Raw genomic sequence first — 20264 nt, forward strand, 5'->3', positions numbered from 1 at the left:
TTTTGTTATTGATCAGCATCTCGCCTTTGAATAAAAAAGTATCCAGTGATTCTTCCCTGAGGAAGTTGGAGGTGCTGATATGTATTGCTTCTGATTTTTTATATAAAATGTGATGTTAAAACGCCCAACTCTTAAATACTTCCTAAAATAGCCTGATGAAAAATAACCTTAGTTAGATTAAAACTAAAAGAATTATCACTTCACTCTCAGTTGTCGATTTATTAGAAAAATTTATTTTTAAAGTTAGGCAACAATATTTGTTTTTCGATACGACTGTGTGACGTAAGGAAATAAAATCTACCATCACTGATTTTTTAAAAGGTTAGCAGCAACTATTCAATGACACCAGTATTGTGAGAAGGTTTGACAACTGGACGTACCAGATGAACTGAAATGATTATGAGATATTAATTTTAGTTTGTATGTAAAATAACCATATTATTTTGTTGAGAGCGATTTACGATGTTTAGGTTAACTTATTGATAAAATTAATTATTAACCCAATTTTAATATCTATTGGTGTTATTCATTTTTAATGAAAATATTATTTATACATGTAAAATAAACAGAAAACCCCGCCGCTGCAAATGCAGCCACGGGGTTTTTCAGGCAATAATTTATTTAATCATTTGAATAAGTTAGCGCTTAATATTAACGCTAAAGCTTAAACATTCGTGTTTAAACATTAATGCTCAAACATAGCTGAGATAGACTCTTCATTGCTGATACGGCGAATAGCTTCAGCAAGCATACCAGACAGTGTTAAAGTACGAACTTTGTTCAACGCCTTGATCTCATCAGACAGAGGAATTGTGTCACAGACAATAAATTCATCGATCACTGAGTTCTTGATGTTTTCCACTGCGTTGCCAGAGAAAATAGGGTGGGTTGCATAAGCAAATACACGCTTTGCTCCACGCTCTTTCAATGCTTCAGCTGCTTTGCATAATGTGCCACCTGTATCGATCATGTCATCAACCAGAACGCAATCACGGCCTGCAACATCACCAATGATATGCATAACTTGAGAAACGTTTGCACGTGGGCGACGTTTATCAATGATAGCCATATCTGTATCATTCAGCAGTTTGGCAATTGCACGAGCGCGCACAACACCACCGATATCTGGAGAGACAACAATCGGGTTTTCCAGACCTTTCTGGAGCATATCTTCCAGAAGAATTGGGCTACCAAATACATTATCAACTGGCACATCAAAGAAACCTTGGATCTGCTCGGCGTGTAGGTCAACGGTAAGAACACGGTCCACACCAACGCTGGACAGAAAGTCTGCGACCACTTTGGCAGTGATAGGTACACGTGCTGAACGGACACGGCGATCCTGACGAGCATAACCGAAATAAGGAATAACAGCGGTAATACGACCAGCAGAAGCACGACGTAACGCATCGACCATAACGACTAATTCCATCAGGTTGTCGTTGGTTGGTGCACAAGTGGACTGGATGATGAAAACATCACCACCGCGTACATTTTCATTGATTTGAACGCTGACTTCACCGTCGCTAAAACGACCGACAGCAGCGTCTCCCAGGGTAGTGTACAGGCGGTTGGCAACACGTTGTGCTAGTTCAGGTGTAGCATTACCAGCAAAAAGCTTCATATCGGGCACGAGAAAAACCTCAGGCTTGCGTCCAGAGAGATATTGTTGACCAATCAAACAAACATTGCTCATTGGTTCAATAACACGGGTATCCCAGAGCGGAATGTATGCAACGGAGAAATGTTAGCGCCACGCGCAACAAAGCCCTGCATCCACTCTGGGGCTTGATTTAACACCTTACGGGCCGATGCTTCTGATTCGAACTCGCCGAAAACACATGCACCGGTTCCGGTCAGGCGTGACGGTGCATATTCTAGCAGCCATAAAAGAAGCTGTTCAACCTTACGAAAACGTTTTCTTGCGATTAGTTCACAATCATTTGCAAATGGTGCCTGTAATAATGCGGGTAGAGTGCGAATTGGAGAGTTTCTTTTTAATTCAGGATCTGTGAAGATCGTCGGAGTTGATATCTCAATTCCGGGGTGGGCAACCAAAAACCATTTCTCTTCTGGTGAGGCAGGCTGGAGTTTTTCCCCAATACCTTCGGCAAAAGCAGCATGACCTTTGACAAATACGGGAACATCTGCGCCAAGACAGACTCCAAGCTGTGCCAGTTCATCATCGAACAGATTGGCTTGCCAATGATGGTTCAGGGCAACCAATACCGTCGCAGCATTGGAAGAGCCGCCTCCCAAGCCTCCGCCCATAGGCAGGCATTTATCGATGTGAATATCGGCCCCCAAACATTCAGTTCCGAATTGAGCATTCTCATTGCGATTCTGCAATGTATTTTTTTGTAATAGCGTGTTTTTTTGTAATAGTGTGCGTTTTTGTAATATATGATTCTGCAATAATTGGGCTGCCCGCACGATCAAATTATCATCATGGGCTACGCCTGCAACCGGAGTCAGTAAGCGGATTTCATTATCTTGACGCGGTGAAATGGTGATTTCATCGCCATAATCCAGAAATTGGAACAGCGTTTGCAGTTCGTGGTAGCCATCAGGTCGTTGTCCTGTGATATACAAAAATAAATTCAATTTTGCCGGAGAGGGCCAGGTTACAGTCATTTATTGAATCGTCCAGTTATCCATTTTTAATTTTATGCGGTTTTTTCCTTGGGTAAGCTCCAGTCGGGTGGGTAAGGCTGGTGTGATCGATGTATCGTATCCCTGATAATTGACTCGCCAAACTTCACCATTTTGTTTGTCACTCACGGATTTAAGCAGGTAGTTGGCATCCAACTGAAAATCTTTGGTACTGCCGGGCAGACCGATAATCCAACTTTTTAGGTTATCCAAAGGGATATTCATATTGGTAAGCTGGTAAATTAAAGATTCTGGTTCATCACTGAGATATTTTTTACCGTTATTGTCAGTGACTTGAATCATGTTCGGTTCGACGAATAATTCCAATTCTGTTGTACCCAGTGGGTTGAGCAGCAGTAATTTATAATTGTCAGGCGAATATTGTTGCCAGAAAAAACGAGCATACACTTTTCTTTCATTTGCCAGATAAGCGAAAGAACCTCGGGTTTGGTAATGCTCCAGCTTTTCCAGTTGTTGTTCACGGGCATGCCATTGTGGGGTATCCGCTGATCCCGTGCCCATTGGGGGTTGTGTGATTGTACAGGCCGTCAGTAAAACACCGGAGAGGGGAAGTAAGCGAAAAAACGAAGACATTTTCATACGGTAACCCTTGGTGGTAGGAAAGTTTGAAACTTGAATTTTATTGGTTGTAAATATGGCAGTATTTAAATATGACAATTTAGGGTGTGTCACCCCAGTTTATAATCAGGAGGGTAATTTAGCGAAAATTTGGTAAGAATTCTCGAATAAATTATCGTAGAACCGTCCGATTGACTTTTATTGAACTGATGCATCAAGTAGAATGCTCGACTAATGAGAGTCCTTGTGAAGGGTATGAGTTTATGAGAATAATTATTAATATCATCATGACCTTGCCCCCTGTGATAACTCAATGCAGTTAAGATGACTTTATTAGCACTCGGTATCAACCATAAAACAGCACCTGTTTCCTTACGTGAGCGGGTGGCCTTTTCTCCTGACACGATAGGGCTAGCGCTTGATGACTTGCTCCAGCAACCACTGGTGCGAGGCGGCGTTGTGCTGTCCACCTGCAACCGCACGGAGCTTTACCTCAGCGTTGAGCAGCAGGGTAATTTTAAAGAACAGTTAATTAATTGGCTATGTAAATATCATCGGCTTAATCCTGATGATTTAACACAAAGCCTCTATTGGCATGTGGATAATGAGGCCGTCAGCCATTTGATGCGGGTCGCCAGCGGCCTGGATTCTCTGGTATTGGGCGAGCCGCAGATTTTAGGACAAGTGAAAAAGGCCTTTGCTGAGTCACAAAGTTATCAATCACTGTCAGGTGAACTGGAACGCTTGTTCCAAAAATCTTTCTCGGTGGCCAAGCGGGTCAGAACAGAAACGGAAATTGGTGCAAATGCCGTTTCCGTGGCATTTGCTGCTTGCACACTGGCACGACAAATTTTCGAATCCCTTTCCCAACTGAATATCCTGTTGGTGGGGGCAGGGGAGACGATTGAACTGGTAGCCCGACATCTCAAAGAACATGGTGTGCATCACATGATGATCGCCAATCGCACGAAAGAACGTGCACAAATGCTTGCCAGTGAAGTCAATGCAGAAGTCATTTCCCTACCGGATATCGATACCCGATTGGCCGAAGCTGATATTGTAATTAGCTCCACTGCCAGCCCCTTGCCGATCATTGGCAAAGGCATGGTCGAAAGGGCGTTGAAATTACGACGCAACCAGCCGATGCTGCTGATTGACATTGCCGTTCCCCGTGATATTGAGCCGGATGTTGAAAAATTGAGTGATGTTTATCTGTACAGCGTGGATGACTTACAGGCTATCATTCAGCAAAATCTTGCCCAACGCAAAGCTGCGGCGGTTGTTGCAGAAGGTATTGTTCAACAAGAAAGCAGCCATTTCATGGATTGGTTGCGTTCTCAAGGTGCTGTTAATACAATTCGCGAATATCGGGAACAAGCAGAGAAAATCAGGGCTGAGATGACAGCAAAAGCATTGATGTCCATAAGGCAGGGTGCTGATGCTGAACAGATCATTAACCAATTGACCCATCAATTGACGAATCGTCTGATCCACACACCGACTAAATCTCTCCAACAAGCTGCCAGCGATGGCGATGTGGAACGCCTGAATCTATTACGGGACAGCCTTGGGCTGGATCATAACTAACCCTATTCTAAACCTATTCTAAATAAGGTCTGATATTACGAATGAAGCCTTCTATTGTCGCTAAATTGGAAGCATTACAAGAACGCCATGAAGAAGTTTTGGCTCACCTCGGTGATGCTGAAGTGATCACTGATCAAGAGCGTTTTCGGGCACTCTCAAAAGAATATGCTCAATTGACTGATGTGACTAACTGTTTTAAAGCGTGGAAAAGCGTTCAGGATGATATAGAAACAGCCGAGATGATGCTTGATGATCCCGAAATGCGGGAAATGGCGCAGGAAGAACTCAAGGGCGCAAAAATTCGTAATGGAGAGTTGGAACAGCAACTGCAAGTGCTGTTATTACCAAAAGATCCGGATGATGAACGCAACTGTTTCCTTGAAGTTCGTGCTGGAACCGGTGGTGATGAAGCTGCAATATTTGCCGGGGATTTATTCCGCATGTACAGCCGTTATGCAGAATCCCGCCGTTGGAAAGTTGAGATCATGAGCGCCAATGAAGGCGAACATGGTGGATATAAAGAAGTGATTGCCAAAATTTCTGGTGAGCAAGTTTATGGTCACCTGAAATTTGAGTCTGGCGGTCATCGTGTTCAGCGTGTGCCGGAAACCGAATCTCAGGGGCGTATTCACACTTCTGCTTGTACAGTGGCTATTCTGCCAGAAATTCCAGAAGCGGAATTACCGGAAATCAGCCCAAGCGATCTGAAAATTGACACTTTTCGTTCCTCCGGTGCGGGTGGGCAGCACGTCAATACCACTGACTCTGCAATTCGAATTACCCACCTTCCAACGGGAATTGTTGTGGAATGTCAGGATGAGCGTTCACAACATAAAAATAAAGCAAAAGCGATGTCTGTGCTGGCTGCGCGTATTCGTGCCGCTGAGATGCGAAAGCGTCAGGAAGCCGAGGCTTCTGAACGCCGTAATTTGCTCGGTTCTGGCGACCGTTCAGATCGCAACCGCACTTATAACTTCCCACAGGGACGGGTTACCGATCACCGTATCAACCTAACGTTATATCGTCTTGAAGAAGTGATGGAAGGTAAACTGGACATGCTTATCCAGCCTATCATTACTGAATATCAAGCGGACCAATTATCTGCATTGTCAGAGCAGGATTGATGAATTATCAACATTGGCTCCAGCATGCGGCTATGCAGTTGACTGAAAGTGACAGTCCTAAGCGTGATGCAGAAATTTTGTTGCAATACGTAACAGGGCGTTCCCGCACTTATTTGATTGCATTCAATGAAACGCCTATTTCCCCCGAAGAAGCCAGCCAACTTGAGGCTTTTCTGGCTCGCCGCATTCAGGGAGAGCCGATTGCTTATATTGTAGGGGAACGCGAATTTTGGTCGTTACCCCTTGCGGTATCACCAGCAACCTTAATCCCACGCCCTGATACGGAATGCTTAGTTGAAAAAGCCTTGGAATTGCTGCCTGACTTACCTGCACAGATTCTGGATCTTGGTACGGGAACGGGGGCTATTGCATTGGCATTGGCGAGTGAGCGGCATGATTGCCATATAACAGGGGTGGATATCAATCCTGATGCTGTAGCATTGGCACAGCACAATGCTGAAAAAAATGCTGAAAAGCTATCTTGCCGTAATCAACCTTTCCATAATGTGGATTTTTTGCAAAGTGAGTGGTTCTCAGCAGTTAGGAAACGACAATTTGATATGATTGTCAGTAATCCTCCGTATATTGATGAGCTTGATCCTCATCTGCGTGAAGGAGATGTCAGGTTTGAACCGGCCACTGCATTGATTGCTGCCCAAAATGGCATGGCAGATTTGCAGACAATTGTGGAACAGGCTCGCCACTTCCTGTTACCGAATGGATGGCTATTATTGGAGCATGGCTGGAAACAGGGAATCGTTGTCAGAAACCTATTTTTGGAAAAAGGTTATCAACAGATAGAGACCTTTCAGGATTATGGTGGTAACGAACGTATCACGGCAGGTCGATGGAATAAAAATGAAAACCATAGTTAATTATGAATTCAATAATGCTTCCCTGATAGACGGTATTATTCTAGTAACACGGGCCATTCGTCCTGATTTTCCTCAAATATTAGTGACTGAGCAATTAACCGCCTTGGTTGAAGAAGCACAGCAAAAACTTTCCTCCATAACTGACACTAAAACAAAATTGCAATCGTTATTGACGCTTTTTTATCGAGAGTGGAAATTTCGCGGAGCGAATGGGGTGTATTGTTTGTCTGATACTCTATGGTTGGATCATGTACTGCATTCACATCAAGGCGCACCCGTAGCATTGGGGACGGTATTTTCACACATTGCTCAGGCGCTGGGATTACCCGTACAGCCTGTCATATTCCCGACCCAGTTAATCTTGCGAATTGATTTAACTGATGAGCCAACATGGTTTATTAATCCAATGAATGGCGATACGCTCAACGAACATACACTTGATGTCTGGTTGAAAGGCAATATCGGCCCGACGGTTTGCTTGGAAAATAAAGACTTACAGGAAGCCGATAATGCCAGTGTTGTGCGAAAAGTTACCGACACCATCAAAGTTTCCTTGATGCAAGAGAAAAAGATGGAGTTGGCACTTAAAGCCAACGAAATCGTGCTGATGTTTGACCCCGATGATCCGTATGAAATCCGTGACCGAGGGCTGATCTATGCACAGCTCGACTGTAGTCACATTGCTGTCTCGGATTTAAGTTATTTCGTGGAGCACTGCCCTGAGGATCCTGTCTCAGAAATGCTAAAAATGCAGATTAACTCCATTGAGCAGAGAGCGATTATCCTCCATTAAATGTCGTTATAAGAATGTCGTCATAAGACGGGATTTCTTTGCTCCTTATTTATTTTTTATGAATACTGCAAATTTATTTGCCCTTAACAAGAGAAGGTATAAGCATGCAACAGAAAGTGGTTAATATTGGTGACATCAAGGTCGCAAATGATCTGCCTTTTGTACTGTTTGGTGGTATGAATGTCCTTGAATCACGGGATTTGGCAATGCGTATTTGTGAGTACTATGTGACCGTAACGCAAAAACTGGGCATTCCTTATGTTTTCAAGGCATCTTTTGATAAGGCTAACCGTTCCTCGATCCATTCCTACCGTGGGCCGGGTTTAGAAGAGGGAATGAAAATCTTTCAGGAGCTGAAGCAGACTTTCGGCGTGAAAATCATCACTGATGTGCATGAACCTGCGCAAGCCCAACCTGTTGCAGATGTGGTTGATGTAATCCAGCTTCCTGCTTTTCTTGCTCGCCAGACCGATCTGGTTGAAGCGATGGCTAAAACAGGCGCAATCATCAACGTCAAAAAACCTCAGTTCGTCAGCCCGGGTCAAATGGGTAATATCGTTGAGAAATTTAAGGAAGGTGGCAACGATCAGGTTATCTTGTGTGACCGCGGCAGTAACTTTGGTTACGACAATCTGGTGGTTGATATGTTGGGTTTTGGTGTCATGAAGCAGGCAACTAATGGTTCACCAGTTATTTTTGACGTTACTCACTCTTTACAGTGCCGTGATCCATTAGGTGCAGCTTCCGGTGGTCGCCGTGCGCAAGTGTCTGAATTGGCGCGTGCTGGTATGGCGGTGGGGATTGCGGGGCTGTTCCTTGAAGCTCATCCTGAACCAGAAAATGCAAGATGTGATGGCCCATCGGCATTGCCTCTGGCAAAACTGGAACCATTCCTGATGCAGATGAAAGCTATTGATGATGTGGTGAAAAATTTCCCAGATCTGGATACCGACAAATAATCACTCAATCCGTCAGGGTTTCTTGATAAAGTTTGGTAAAGCGGTTACAGGTATTTTGTTCTGTAACCGCTAATTTTTTTATTTCCCCAGTTTTGGGATATTTCATCCACAAGATGTTAAGTTGTCTGCGTTGCCACGAATTTGTTGCTCAATATGCTGCACCACATAAGCGGCATCTTGATCGATCCCCAGAAAACGCCCGGAACCCCATGTATATAACCACGGCAAACCAATAAACGTGACATCCGGATCAATAGTAATTCCACGGTCATGTCTCGGATAACCATTAGCCTGAAAAATATCTAAATCAATCCATGAATAATCAGGTCTAAAACCGATACACCAAATCACTGAAGTAATATTTTCTTTTGCTAAATCAATGTGTGTGATTTCCTGCTCAGGATGCCAAACAGGCTGATACACTGATGCAGGTTCATTGGTTGCAATATTATTTTTATCTAAATATTCATCAATTGAGGCATTAATACGATTATAAGTGGCATCAGCACGATCGAGATTTTCTGATAAATCAGGTCTAAACCAGAGCTGACCATCTTTAAAATCATCAAAACGTCCGAACAACTGCATACCTTCTAAAGCAAATTTACGCAGGTCAATATCATGCCCACCGTCACGTCCCGTGACATAGTGGTTGGTACTATTACGTACTTCTTCACTATAACGATGATCTTTGACAGTAGTTTCGTAATAACCCATATCGAATAGCCGCTTCATCACATCTTTACCGCGATAGAATCGAGCACAACGTGGTGCATCACCTGTCGATAAATAGACTTTCTTGCCTGCCAGATGCAAATCTTCGGCAATCTGTGCGCCGGACTGCCCTGATCCGACCACCAACACCGCACCTTCAGGCAGTTGATCGGCGTTTAAATATTCTTCCGAATGCATCACTTTTATATACTCAGGCAAGGTATCATTTAGTTTTGGGTAAATCGGGGTGTGATACCCGCCTGCTGCGACCACAAGCTGTTTGGCGGTGGTTGTACCGTGATTGGTTTTAATGACAAACTTATGTGCTGCCACTTTTTTCACATGTTCTACCTGAATATTTAGAATGGCAGGGGGATTGAGTTTTTTAATAAATGTATCGAAATATTCCACTATTTCATGCTTTATCATAAAGCCATCAGGGTCTTGCCCTTGGTAAGGATGTTCAGGTAATAAGCACTGCCAGTTAGGGGTTACCAAGGTAAAATTATCCCAACGTTTACGGCGCCAGCTATGGGTCAACCCAGTTTCTTTTTCCAAGACCACATGGTTAATGCCTGCTTTCTGCAAATAGTGACTGATACATAAACCTGCCTGACCACCACCCACAATCACTACATCATAACTTGGTTGTAACATTTGATTTTGGATATTTAACATGGAACATCCTTCTCATTTATTCTTCATTTCAATGACTTCAATTTGATCTTCTGGGCTTAGCCCGAAAATTTTGATTTGGCGTTTGATCATCGCCAGATTGTCCATAGCTGAACTACAGGTAAAGCCATAACGTGCATGTACTCTTTCTGATGCGGCGTGCAGGCCATTTTCAACTTGATGCAAAAACTGCGCACTTGGATAACGCTGACCAATGGACAGATATTCATAAATCGCCGTTGAAGGGGAGTAATATTGAAACAGCTCGTCATTAGGCCACTTCACGGTAAAATTCACACTGGGCATAACATAAACTCCTGCTGACTCTTTTTTTTGAAACTAATTTTTCTCAAGCTAATTTTTTTAAGATATTTTTTTTAAGACATTAACATAACAAAAACCGGTAAATACTTGGCTGTTAAAATCCCAAAATATGCTTTGCTGTTTCTGTTGCTTCTGCTGTACTGCAATCACACCGCTGACATTGGTTTCACCAATTACCGAGCAGGCAATGCCCTGACTGTGGAACAGCCTGATAATTTCTTCACATTTATCTACATCGGCAGTTAGTAAGAAACCAAAACTGGGGAAAATTTGTAGCCATTTAAACCAATCCACATCATCAGGCTTAGGAATGGCATCTAAGTTGATATCTGCACCTGATGTTGTAGCTTCGAGCAGCATCAACAAACTGCCTAAAATGCCGGCATTGCTAATATCACGGGCGGAATGAGCCAGATTTTTCTCTGCCAATTGCGGCAGCAAGGCAATTTGTGACTGTAAAATTCGGGCAGATACACGTTCAAAGCATTTCCAATAAGTGGTATTGGGATGGAATTGTCCTTGTAGATTTAAAGCAATCAGAATTTTTTGTTGGGGTTTAACATGCAATACCGAGAGCAGTCTTCGCGCTATGCCTTGAATCGCAACTGATAAAGTGGGTTGAGAAACTGCTTCAAAATGGGTATGTCCACCAACTAATGGCACACCATAAGCATTACAGGCATCCTGCATGCCTTGCATTAGCTGTTGGGTATGTTCGTTACTGGTATGCCAAAGACTGTTCACAACAGACATTGACCGACCGCCCATTGCTGCAATATCACTAATATTCGCCATAACCGCTGACCATCCGGCAAAATAAGGATGATTGGCTACAAAACTCGGCAACATACCTTCACAGGCATGCAATATATATTGACTATTTAATGATTGCTCATTTAATAACGTTTGATTATTTAATAATAGCGCCGCCGTATCATCTCCGGGATAGGCATATAAGCTGTCCAATGAATCCACATGGCAAGTTGTATTGGCTGAAATACTGTAAATCGCCTGCTTGGACTGCATAGCGGGTGTATGTCTTAGCATTTCAAGTAATTGATTGAGTTCCATCAGCACGCCTCCTTCTGCATATAGACGTGCATCGGGATATGCTGTAACGGATAATGTTCAATCTGAGCCTGCATCAATATATGGGGAATGTTGGCAATGCTTAATTGACGCAAACTATCCCAACGCAATTTTTGGAAATAGCGTTCATTTTGATTTTGCACAGTGGCTAAGAAAGTACGGCAGCCTAAGTTTTTGGCCGTCGATACCGCTGCATTGATTAGCGCTTTACCAATAGCATGGTAATGTCGATATAAAGGATCTACGCATAAACGCCCGCCATACCACGTTTGTTCAATATCAGGGAAGATCCGCACCGCCCCAATCACCCGGTTATGCTCACCGAATATTTTCCCAATGGCAATAATACCTAATGCTTTAAAATCATACTCATCACGATCTTCCTTTAATATTTTCTGTTCATCGCGGAAAGTCGCTTCACGTAAACCATAATATTGACGAAGCTCCCAATCTTCCGACACAGTTTTGATGACAATGTCGCCACTAAGAATTTTTTTCAGCTTTTCATTTAACTCAAGCCGCCAAGAATAGTGAGAAAGTTCCATATCACATTTTCCTTATTCATATGCCTTCAGCGAAGAGCAAGCACCACATTTGGCACAACCTGCTTGAGTATTTTCTGAGTTCAAACCATGTTGTTTGAGTTGTTGTCCGATTTTAGGATAAAGCGACTGCATAAAAGCTGGGTCAGGTTTAGGGTGATGCTCCAATGGAGTCCCTTGGATTGGCACAAACGGCACCACAAATGGATACACCCCAATTTTGGTTAATTTGGCGCTCATCTCTACAATTTCCGGTTCGGTGTCGCCCAAACCTGCCAAAATGTAGGTACTGACCTGTCCCCGACCGAACACGGCAACGGCTGCCTCAAATGCGGCAAAATATTTTTCCAATGATACTTCGGCTTTACCGGGCATAATTTTCTGCCGTATTCTCTCGCTTACTGCTTCAAGGTGCATTCCAATCGACACAGCACCTGCGTCTTTTAAACGCTGAAACCATGCAAAATCATCGGGTGGCTCACACTGTACCTGTATTGGCAAATCGACCTGTGCCTTAATCGCCTTAACCGAGTCATATAAAATTTTTGCACCACGATCCGCCTTATTTGGTGTACCTGTGGTGATCACCATTTGTTTGACACCATCCAGCTCAACGGCTGCTTTAGCGACTTCTGCCAATTGTTGTGGATGCTTGCGGATCAAAGTTCGACCATTTTTTACAGACTGATCAATTGAACAAAATTGGCATGCAGTTGCTTGGTCATTCATACGAATGCAATGCTGTAACACCGTCGTTGCTAATACGTCATGGCTGTGTAAGGTCGCAATTTGCTCATAAGCAATACCTTCGGCAGTTTTTAAATCATAAAAACGTGGTCGTGCAGGTGCAGTTAAAGTTGCCACAGGGATCCGGTTTTTAAAGACAATCACCTTGTCGGAGTTCGTCTCAGGCTTTGCGGTATAGGGCGAATCTTGTGCTGCAAGGTTTAGCACAGGAATCATCATGGTTTGCCCGTTAAGACTCAGTGCCTTGTGATCGCTTGGCCCTGCACCACCTTTACGGGACAAACCAACTTTGCCTTCCCATTTCAGGCCATTACATTGCAAATCGGTCAATAGTTGTGGATCAATCAATGATTGTGGATCGGGCAACCGTTGTATTGCAGACATCCTTACCCCCTATTTAATCAATGCGGTTTAGATATGTACTTCTTTAAGTTTTGAGAGTTTTTCATGATGGCTTTGATCTGGCGTTTCAGCTTGCAGCTCGTGTAATACATGTGTCTGACGACGATCAATCAATAAGCTGAACAATTCAGGTCGGCTGTAATGTCCAACTGAATCCATCATGCGTTTGCGTTTATCAATCAGGCTGAAATCCAGATCGGCAATGCAATAACCTTCGTTTTGCGTGAGTGGTTCTGCTAAGAACTTGCCTTCGGGAGAAACAATGGCGGTAAAGCATCCTCCTGAAATTGGAGCGATATTACAGCCAGTATCCTGCATAATTTGTTGTTGCTGTTCGGGATGCAGCCAGGCGGTGGCATTGACCACAAAACAGCCGGACTCTAAAGCATGGTGTTGAATGGTTGCACTGATTTGATCGGCAAAAACCTGTCCTACCAACGAACCAGGAAACATGGCAGCATGAATTTGTTCACCATCTGCCATCAAGGCAAAGCGTGCCAACGGGTTGTAATGTTCCCAGCATGCCAATGAGCCAACGCGCCCCACAGCAGAATCAATGGCCCGCAGACCACTGCCATCACCTTGTCCCCATACCATTCGTTCATGGTAAGTTGGGGTAATTTTGCGGCGATGTTGAATGATTGAACCATCGGCATCAAATAACAGTTGTGCGTTATAAATCGTACCGCCTGCACGTTCATTGATGCCAATCGACACCACCATGTCAGCCTCGAGACAGGCTTGACCAATCGCTAAGGTTGCTTCTGAAGGTACAACTACTGATTCATTCAATAGTTTTAAATGTTCTTTGCCCATGGCAAATGGCGGTTGTACAAAGGAAAAATAAGGGTAATAAGGCACTACGGTTTCAGGAAAGACGGCAAATTGCACTCCTTGTTTTCCAAGCTCAGAAATAATGCCACAGATTTTTTTTACCGTTGCGGCTTGGCTATAAAGCACTGGACTGCATTGCACTGCGGCGGCTTTAATGATTCGGTTCATGTCTTATTCCCCTTATATACCCTTCGTCTTTCAAATTGCCTCTTTGTTGGCTGCGCTCACTCACCCCGGTCACATAGTTAACTATGTGACCGGAGATTCGTTCCCTTGCCGCCGCGATGCATCTTGAAATCCATTGGGTAATAGTTTATGTCTTACTTAGACAGTCCAAGTATCAATGATTAAGGCATTGTCACGACGCATCAGCAGTTTTAAATCCATCACATCCAATGGATTAATTGGGCGGATTCCCGGAATAAGCGCTTTTTCGGTTTGACCATACATAGCTTGCAACGCAAAACGGCAGGCATAAACTTCTCCACCTTCTTCCATAAAGGCTTTCAACTGATTATTGACGGTCAAATGGCCTGAAAAAGCTTCCGCTCCTAAAGTTGGAAAACCACGTTGTACACCCAGCTGCACACCTGGGCCATAAAGCAATATTTTGGTTTCAAAGCCCTTGCGCAATAAACGCTTTGCCTGCAACACATTGATCAGGCCAATTGACCCTTCAAATGCAACAGTATGAAAAGTAACCAATGCCTTTTCACCCGGCTGTGCTTTGACGTCTTCAAACACCTTTTCTTCATAATCAACAAGAAAATCGCCATCTTTATACTGTTCGATATCAACTTTTGGCATAACAGCTCCTAATTAAATGCTATTTTGGAATGAATCAACATGTGTTCTACCGGAGTTAAAGCGAAAACTGTGCCAAGTTATATTGAGGGAAGAGTGTGTGTTTTTATCTCATTGAAAAATATTATTTAATTTCTTTTGAAATTTTTTTGTGGAGATAAATCGAACGATTATAAGATTATAATTTTTCGTAGTATTACGAAATTTGATAGTTTCAATTATGAAGTTTCATAGTATGAATACAGGCAGAATAGTTTTAATTAAACGGTTTTGAAGTAAATAATATTAATCCGGCAGAACAATATGAATACAACTGACTTTATCTCGGACTGGGTAACGTTTGAAGATTCGATTCGCCCGTTGGTGTTTGAACACACATCACAGGCATTAATCGTATTAGATCCACACCAAAACCAGTTTATTGATGTGAATATCAGTGCTACTCAACTATTACGATATGAACGTCATGAAATTATTCAAAAAACGGTAACTTCCATTTTCGGTCATTTCAGTCAATTGCCAAGCCTCTTGGCATTCACTGAAGAAGCTTTGGAAAAAGATTGGGCCAGTAGCAATGAGCTGTATGCTTTTGATAAGAATGGTGGAAAAATCCAGCTGGATATTACTTCTATTTCACTGCCTTATAAAAATAAAACATTGCTGATATGGTCGCTGGTGGATGTCAAAGTGTTAGAACAACGCCAACTAAATAAAAATGCTGATAACGTCATCCATACAGATTCAAAAGAATGCCAGGCTTTACAAGAATTGTTTATTGATTCTGATACTGGCAAGCATTTATTACTGAGTTCAGTCGGTGATGGTATTTACAGTATCAATAAACAAGGGTTGTGTACCTTTATTAACCCCGCAGGGGCTAAAATGTTGGGATTGCAGCCTGAAGATGTACTGAGTAACAATATCCATCAGATTCACCATCATACCCATGAAAATGGCGAACACTATCCTGTAGAAGAGTGTCCGATTTATGCGGCGGTAAATGACGGTATTGTGTATGAAGGTATTCAGGAAATTTTTTGGCGCCGTGACGGAAGTTACTTTCCAGTGGAATTTACCAGTACTCCTGTGATTCGTGATAGTGAAATTATCGGTGCGGTGGTGGTATTCCGCGATATTACTGATCGGCTGAATACCGAAAAACAACTGACTCATGCCCTTGAAGAGCTGCAAGATTTAAAAAGCCGACTGGAACAGCAAAACGAATATCTGCAAGAAGAAATTTTACAAGAAAATAAATACCATGAAATTGTCGGCAGCAGTGCATCCATTTTACAGATTATTGAGAAAATCAATGTAGTCGCCCCAACCGATGCCAATGTGATGATTTATGGTGATTCAGGTACAGGCAAGGAGCTGATCGCCCGTGCTATTCACCAATCCAGTCACCGTAAACAGCAACCGCTTATTCGGGTCAACTGTGCAGCCATTCCTTCGGAACTATTTGAAAGTGAATTTTTCGGGCATGTTAAAGGTGCATTTACTGGAGCTGTGCGTGACCGTGTCGGACGTTTTGAATTGGCAGACCAGGGCACATTATTTTTAGATGAAATTGGCGAAATTCAACCAGATCAACAAAGTAAATTGCTACGTGTGTTGCAAGAAGGAACCTTTGAGAGGGTAGGCGAAGAAAAAACGCGGCATGTGAATGTGCGGATTATTGCTGCCACTAATCGCAATTTGAAAGAAGAAGTGAAACACAAACGCTTTCGCGAAGACCTGTATTTTCGTTTAAATGTATTCCCGATTTATGCACCGGCCTTACGTGAGCGTAAAGAAGATATTCCGCTTTTGGTTACACACTTTACCAAACTGATTTGTGACAATCGTAAAATAAATTATCTACCATTCTCACAAAAGCATATTTTGGAATTACAGCAATATGACTGGCCCGGCAATATCCGTGAGCTGCAAAATGTCATTGAACGGGCACTAATTACAGCAAAAAAAGGCGCCGTTTCCTTTACCTATTTGCTAGAGCAAGATCAACAACTATCTAAAATTTCACGTCAAAGTATTCACAATGAACTACAAAAAACCGAAGACGTGCTAACTATAGAACAAATCAAGGAGTTGGAAATGAAAAATTTCTCTCTTGCCGTTCAACAATCCAAAGGAAAAATTTTTGGTGATGGAGGGGCAGCAAAATTGTTGGGAATCAACCCAACAACATTGATCTCACGCTTAAAAAAATTGGGGATTGATTATTAAAAATCTCATTTGAGATTGGAAAACGTGTTTCATCCCCCTTATCCTTACCTCTTATCTTTGATTTCTTTAATCAAATAATCAAAGTCGGTAATATACGGTAATCTTATTTTTACAGATTACAATAACTTTCTGGCTTTATAAATAATTTATTAACCTAATATCATTAGATTATAAATTGGTTATTTTCTAGAGTGAGTTGTGATGATATTTTTTGTGTTAGCGTCAATGTTAACATTAAAATAATCTAATGCCATCTCATTATATTCCATTACATTTTCAGACGTAATTTTTATTGGATAAAAGCTCACGGCGTAATATTTTCGAGCATCTATTGGGGCTTCTACAAGATGAATATCTATATGGCAATCTATGATATCGAAGCCCTCATTAGCTGCTTGATTCATTGCTATTAACAAGAATGATGCAACCTCTTTATTTATTTCATGCAAAATTTCGAATTTCTCTTCTATAAATTTCATTCTTCATCCTTATTTGAGAAATTTTATTAATAATAACACTCTAAGCATGGATAAAATTAATCACTTGGTGTTTCAATATACTTAAAAAATTACATTATTTTTTCCATGCTTGCGATTTATATTTTATTTACAATTAGTTAAGATATTCTTATTAATCGTAAAAGATATGTGTTTCTAATAAACATCTATTTTCCTCCTGTTGTTTCAATGTGTTTTCTATAAATTTTAAATTATAGCTTTGTTAACAGTGTTCACTTACATTACTATTGCTATAAAATCCAAAATTAATGCGATATTTAATATAAACTGTATGTTGTAAACGATTCTTTAACAGAATTGATTTGAAGAGAGAATTCTGTTTCATTGGTGATATATCTATATTTTTCATACAGGAACGCAATCTAAATTTAGGGGTAATGCAATGGGTATGTGTTACAGTTCATTCTGGGATTTTTTATCCGAACACGATAGGTCAAATGGGAGCTTTCTATTCGGCTCCCAGGCAGACCAAAGCCAAATGGTCAGAAGCAGACAATTGAAAGCATGAGGGTTCTCCAGTTACGAATATTTCAGTGATCTTTAGATTAATCCATTTCTTCCAATACCTTGGATAAAGCGGCATAAAAACTTAATTGCCCTTTAATCGGCTCGATCTTGGCTCTTGCCAATGTTTTCAATGGTTGGAAGGGGATATCACACACAATGATATGTTTCTCTGTTCCCATCTCACGGATAAACCCCTGAAATGCGTGCAGTCCACCAGCATCCAGAACGGGGACGGCATCCCACTGCATGATAATGGTTTGATAATCGGCACTTTTTTCTTTGAGTTCAGCAAAAATACGTTCTGCGGCAGCGAAAAACAGCGGACCATTAATTCGCACAATCAGTAAATCTTTATCATTATTTGTTAGAGGCGAAATACTGATTCGAGTCATATTGGCAATTTTGCGCATGAACAAGAGCGATGCCAGAACAATACCAATAGTGATTGCGATTACCATATCAAACAGAACGGTTAATGACAGGCACAACAACATGACGATGATATCGTCCCTGGGAGCCCGACGGATTAAATCCACAACCTTATGAGCTTCACTCATATTCCATGCCACAATTAGCAAAATAGCAGACATAGCTGCAAGCGGCAGATAAGAAAGCATTGGAGCAAGAACCAACAACGTCAATAAAACCAGCAGAGAGTGAACAACTGCGGCAATGGGTGAAGTTGCACCTGCACGGACATTGGCGGCTGAACGAGCAATAGCCGCAGTTGCGGTGATCCCGCCAAAGAAGGGAGCCACAATATTACCCATTCCCTGACCAATCAATTCACTGTTGGAATGATGTTTTTTTCCGGTCATGCCATCCAGAATAACAGCACACAGCAGGGACTCGATTGCTCCTAGCATTGCCATAGAAAATGCTGCAGGTAGCAGTGCTGATATCGTATTCCAGTTAATATCAAAAGAGTGGGTATCTGGTAGATTCCACGGCAGCACAAATTGAGGAAGGATGGGCGGAATACCTTGACCCTGTGTACCATCTTCCAGCGTATAACTGAATGATGAACCAATCGTTGCCACATCATGACCTAACAGATGCATGATGCCCATGATACCTGTGCCCGCAATCAAAGCCGGTAAGTGACCCGGTAACTTTAATCCCAGTTTCGGCCAGAAAATCAATACCAGAAGAGTGGTTAAACCGATGAGTGTGTCGCTGAATTGTAGTGAAGTAAGCCCTTGAGAGAGGGCAATCACCTTATCAATATAATTTTCCGGCACATGTTCCAGTTTTAAGCCAAAGAAATTCTGCACCTGCATGATGGCGATAGTAATTGCAATGCCGGAAGTGAACCCAAGCGTGACAGACAGAGGGATATATTCAATAAGTCGGCCAAACCGTGCCAATCCCATAACGAGCAAAATAACGCCTGACATAAGCGTCGCGATCAGTAGACCACTCAGGCCAAATTGCTGTGAGACTGGATAGAGGATAACCACAAAAGCGGCAGTTGGCCCGGAAACGCTGTAACGTGATCCTCCGCTAATGGCAATAACAATACCTGCAATGGCTGCAGTATAGAGGCCATATTGTGGTGCAACGCCACTGCCGATTGCCAGCGCCATTGCCAGTGGGATAGCAATAATCCCCACGGTGATCCCCGCAATCATATCTTTGATCAAACGAGGAAAAGAGTAAGTTTCCTTCCAACATGCGTCAATAAGCGCACTAAATGGACGTATCCTCTTAATTTTACGAGTATTCATTTAATTAAAAACCAAAAATAAGATATCAGATGATGCTCTGAGAAAAGTGATGCCAGCATATCGCTTTTATCAGATCAGAAAGGTGTTATGTGTCAAAAAGTTAACTGATAGGTTAGCGTTCATAAAATAAAAATCAAATAATTAAATTCATATTGCTAATTAAATGTAACAAAAGTGTTTATCTTACTACTATAAACAGTAAAAATAGCCCTAATTGTAGGATCAAACTTATCATTGCTCGTTTTAACAATTTTATTGAGCCTTTAAAGCGATCGTTTTGTGTTCGTGGTCTGGGTGGTTTATTGAATATCAGCAATAATGTTTGATCTAACTCGGCATTCCTTTCAGGATGCGAATTCAAGATCTGAAAATAGTGACAGTCTAGCCAAATGCGCCAGCAATAGTACTGACTGAGTAGAGAGAAGAATATCGACATAGCATAAATCGCAATATTATTTGAGCTTGCCACTAATATTGCTGTCGCTATAAGAGTTGCAAATGCAGATAAACCAGAGATAAAGCGCCAGCTTTGTAGTGTGGCAATAACGATTTTAGCCGTCAGTGTTTCTGGTTGCATACTATA

General features: G+C 42.1%; 19 protein-coding genes. 6 read left to right on the forward strand and 13 right to left on the reverse strand.

Annotated elements, in window-relative coordinates:
* Positions 1-685: 685 nt before the first annotated feature.
* The 3 genes from prs to lolB are packed head-to-tail and all read right to left on the reverse strand — an operon-like array spanning position 686 to position 3252.
* Entirely contained in the window at positions 686-1633 is a 948-nt protein-coding gene (prs, locus tag PSI23_RS11575; protein ID WP_273555274.1) for a ribose-phosphate diphosphokinase, read from the reverse strand.
* 59 nt (positions 1634-1692) lie between these two features.
* Positions 1693-2634 carry a 4-(cytidine 5'-diphospho)-2-C-methyl-D-erythritol kinase gene (gene ispE / locus PSI23_RS11580; protein WP_273555234.1) on the reverse strand — a complete coding sequence of 314 codons (942 nt, stop codon included), beginning with the start codon at positions 2632-2634 and terminating at the stop codon, positions 1693-1695.
* Entirely contained in the window at positions 2635-3252 is a 618-nt protein-coding gene (lolB, locus tag PSI23_RS11585; RefSeq protein ID WP_273555235.1) for a lipoprotein insertase outer membrane protein LolB, read from the reverse strand.
* Positions 3253-3555: 303 nt separating this feature from the next.
* Between lolB and hemA the strand changes: the two genes are divergently transcribed.
* From hemA to kdsA, 5 genes are all read left to right on the forward strand, one after another.
* Positions 3556-4818 (forward strand): glutamyl-tRNA reductase, encoded by a 1263-nt coding sequence (gene hemA / locus PSI23_RS11590; RefSeq protein WP_273555236.1) that lies wholly within the window; start codon positions 3556-3558, stop codon positions 4816-4818.
* Between the two features lie 41 nt (positions 4819-4859).
* Positions 4860-5942, forward strand: a complete 1083-nt coding sequence (gene prfA / locus PSI23_RS11595) for a peptide chain release factor 1 (protein WP_273555237.1) — start codon at positions 4860-4862, stop codon at positions 5940-5942.
* Complete coding sequence (gene prmC / locus PSI23_RS11600; protein ID WP_273555238.1) at positions 5942-6817, forward strand: peptide chain release factor N(5)-glutamine methyltransferase; 876 nt, start codon at positions 5942-5944, stop codon at positions 6815-6817. The genes prfA and prmC overlap by 1 nt, the downstream gene beginning before the upstream one ends.
* Positions 6801-7610, forward strand: a complete 810-nt coding sequence (gene sirB1 / locus PSI23_RS11605; protein WP_273555239.1) for an invasion regulator SirB1 — start codon at positions 6801-6803, stop codon at positions 7608-7610. Before prmC ends, sirB1 begins: the two co-directional genes overlap by 17 nt.
* 104 nt (positions 7611-7714) lie before the next feature.
* Entirely contained in the window at positions 7715-8569 is an 855-nt protein-coding gene (kdsA, locus tag PSI23_RS11610) for a 3-deoxy-8-phosphooctulonate synthase (protein ID WP_273555240.1), read from the forward strand.
* A gap of 102 nt (positions 8570-8671) precedes the next feature.
* Here the strand turns inward: kdsA and PSI23_RS11615 are convergent, their stop codons facing one another.
* From PSI23_RS11615 to PSI23_RS11645, 7 genes are all read right to left on the reverse strand, one after another.
* Positions 8672-9961, reverse strand: coding sequence for an MSMEG_0569 family flavin-dependent oxidoreductase (locus PSI23_RS11615; RefSeq protein ID WP_273555241.1), 1290 nt, complete (start codon positions 9959-9961; stop codon positions 8672-8674).
* A gap of 12 nt (positions 9962-9973) precedes the next feature.
* Positions 9974-10264: an MSMEG_0570 family nitrogen starvation response protein gene (locus PSI23_RS11620; protein WP_273555242.1), complete on the reverse strand. Its 291-nt coding sequence runs from the start codon at positions 10262-10264 to the stop codon at positions 9974-9976.
* Positions 10265-10321: 57 nt separating this feature from the next.
* The gene (locus PSI23_RS11625) at positions 10322-11353 is read right to left on the reverse strand and encodes a sll0787 family AIR synthase-like protein (protein ID WP_273555243.1); all 1032 of its coding nucleotides are present in this window, start codon (positions 11351-11353) and stop codon (positions 10322-10324) included.
* Complete coding sequence (locus PSI23_RS11630) at positions 11353-11916, reverse strand: MSMEG_0567/Sll0786 family nitrogen starvation N-acetyltransferase (protein WP_273555244.1); 564 nt, start codon at positions 11914-11916, stop codon at positions 11353-11355. Before PSI23_RS11630 ends, PSI23_RS11625 begins: the two co-directional genes overlap by 1 nt.
* Positions 11917-11928: 12 nt before the next feature.
* Positions 11929-13044, reverse strand: coding sequence for an MSMEG_0568 family radical SAM protein (locus PSI23_RS11635; protein ID WP_373567320.1), 1116 nt, complete (start codon positions 13042-13044; stop codon positions 11929-11931).
* A gap of 27 nt (positions 13045-13071) precedes the next feature.
* On the reverse strand, positions 13072-14064 hold the full coding sequence (locus tag PSI23_RS11640; protein ID WP_273555245.1) for a Nit6803 family nitrilase: 993 nt from the start codon (positions 14062-14064) through the stop codon (positions 13072-13074).
* A gap of 156 nt (positions 14065-14220) precedes the next feature.
* Positions 14221-14703, reverse strand: a complete 483-nt coding sequence (locus tag PSI23_RS11645; RefSeq protein ID WP_273555246.1) for an MSMEG_0572/Sll0783 family nitrogen starvation response protein — start codon at positions 14701-14703, stop codon at positions 14221-14223.
* A 300-nt stretch (positions 14704-15003) separates the two neighbouring features.
* On the opposite strand from PSI23_RS11645, the gene PSI23_RS11650 reads away from it, so the two are divergent.
* Entirely contained in the window at positions 15004-16929 is a 1926-nt protein-coding gene (locus PSI23_RS11650) for a sigma 54-interacting transcriptional regulator (protein ID WP_273555247.1), read from the forward strand.
* Positions 16930-17108: 179 nt separating this feature from the next.
* Here the strand turns inward: PSI23_RS11650 and PSI23_RS11655 are convergent, their stop codons facing one another.
* From PSI23_RS11655 to PSI23_RS11665, 3 genes are all read right to left on the reverse strand, one after another.
* Positions 17109-17408 (reverse strand): hypothetical protein, encoded by a 300-nt coding sequence (locus PSI23_RS11655; protein WP_273555248.1) that lies wholly within the window; start codon positions 17406-17408, stop codon positions 17109-17111.
* A gap of 584 nt (positions 17409-17992) precedes the next feature.
* Positions 17993-19681 (reverse strand): C4-dicarboxylic acid transporter DauA, encoded by a 1689-nt coding sequence (dauA, locus tag PSI23_RS11660; protein WP_273555249.1) that lies wholly within the window; start codon positions 19679-19681, stop codon positions 17993-17995.
* 178 nt (positions 19682-19859) lie between these two features.
* Entirely contained in the window at positions 19860-20258 is a 399-nt protein-coding gene (locus PSI23_RS11665; RefSeq protein WP_273555250.1) for a hypothetical protein, read from the reverse strand.
* Positions 20259-20264: the final 6 nt, after the last annotated feature.

It is taken from the genome of Xenorhabdus yunnanensis, from assembly GCF_028598805.1.
GTDB classification, from domain to species: domain Bacteria; phylum Pseudomonadota; class Gammaproteobacteria; order Enterobacterales; family Enterobacteriaceae; genus Xenorhabdus; species Xenorhabdus yunnanensis.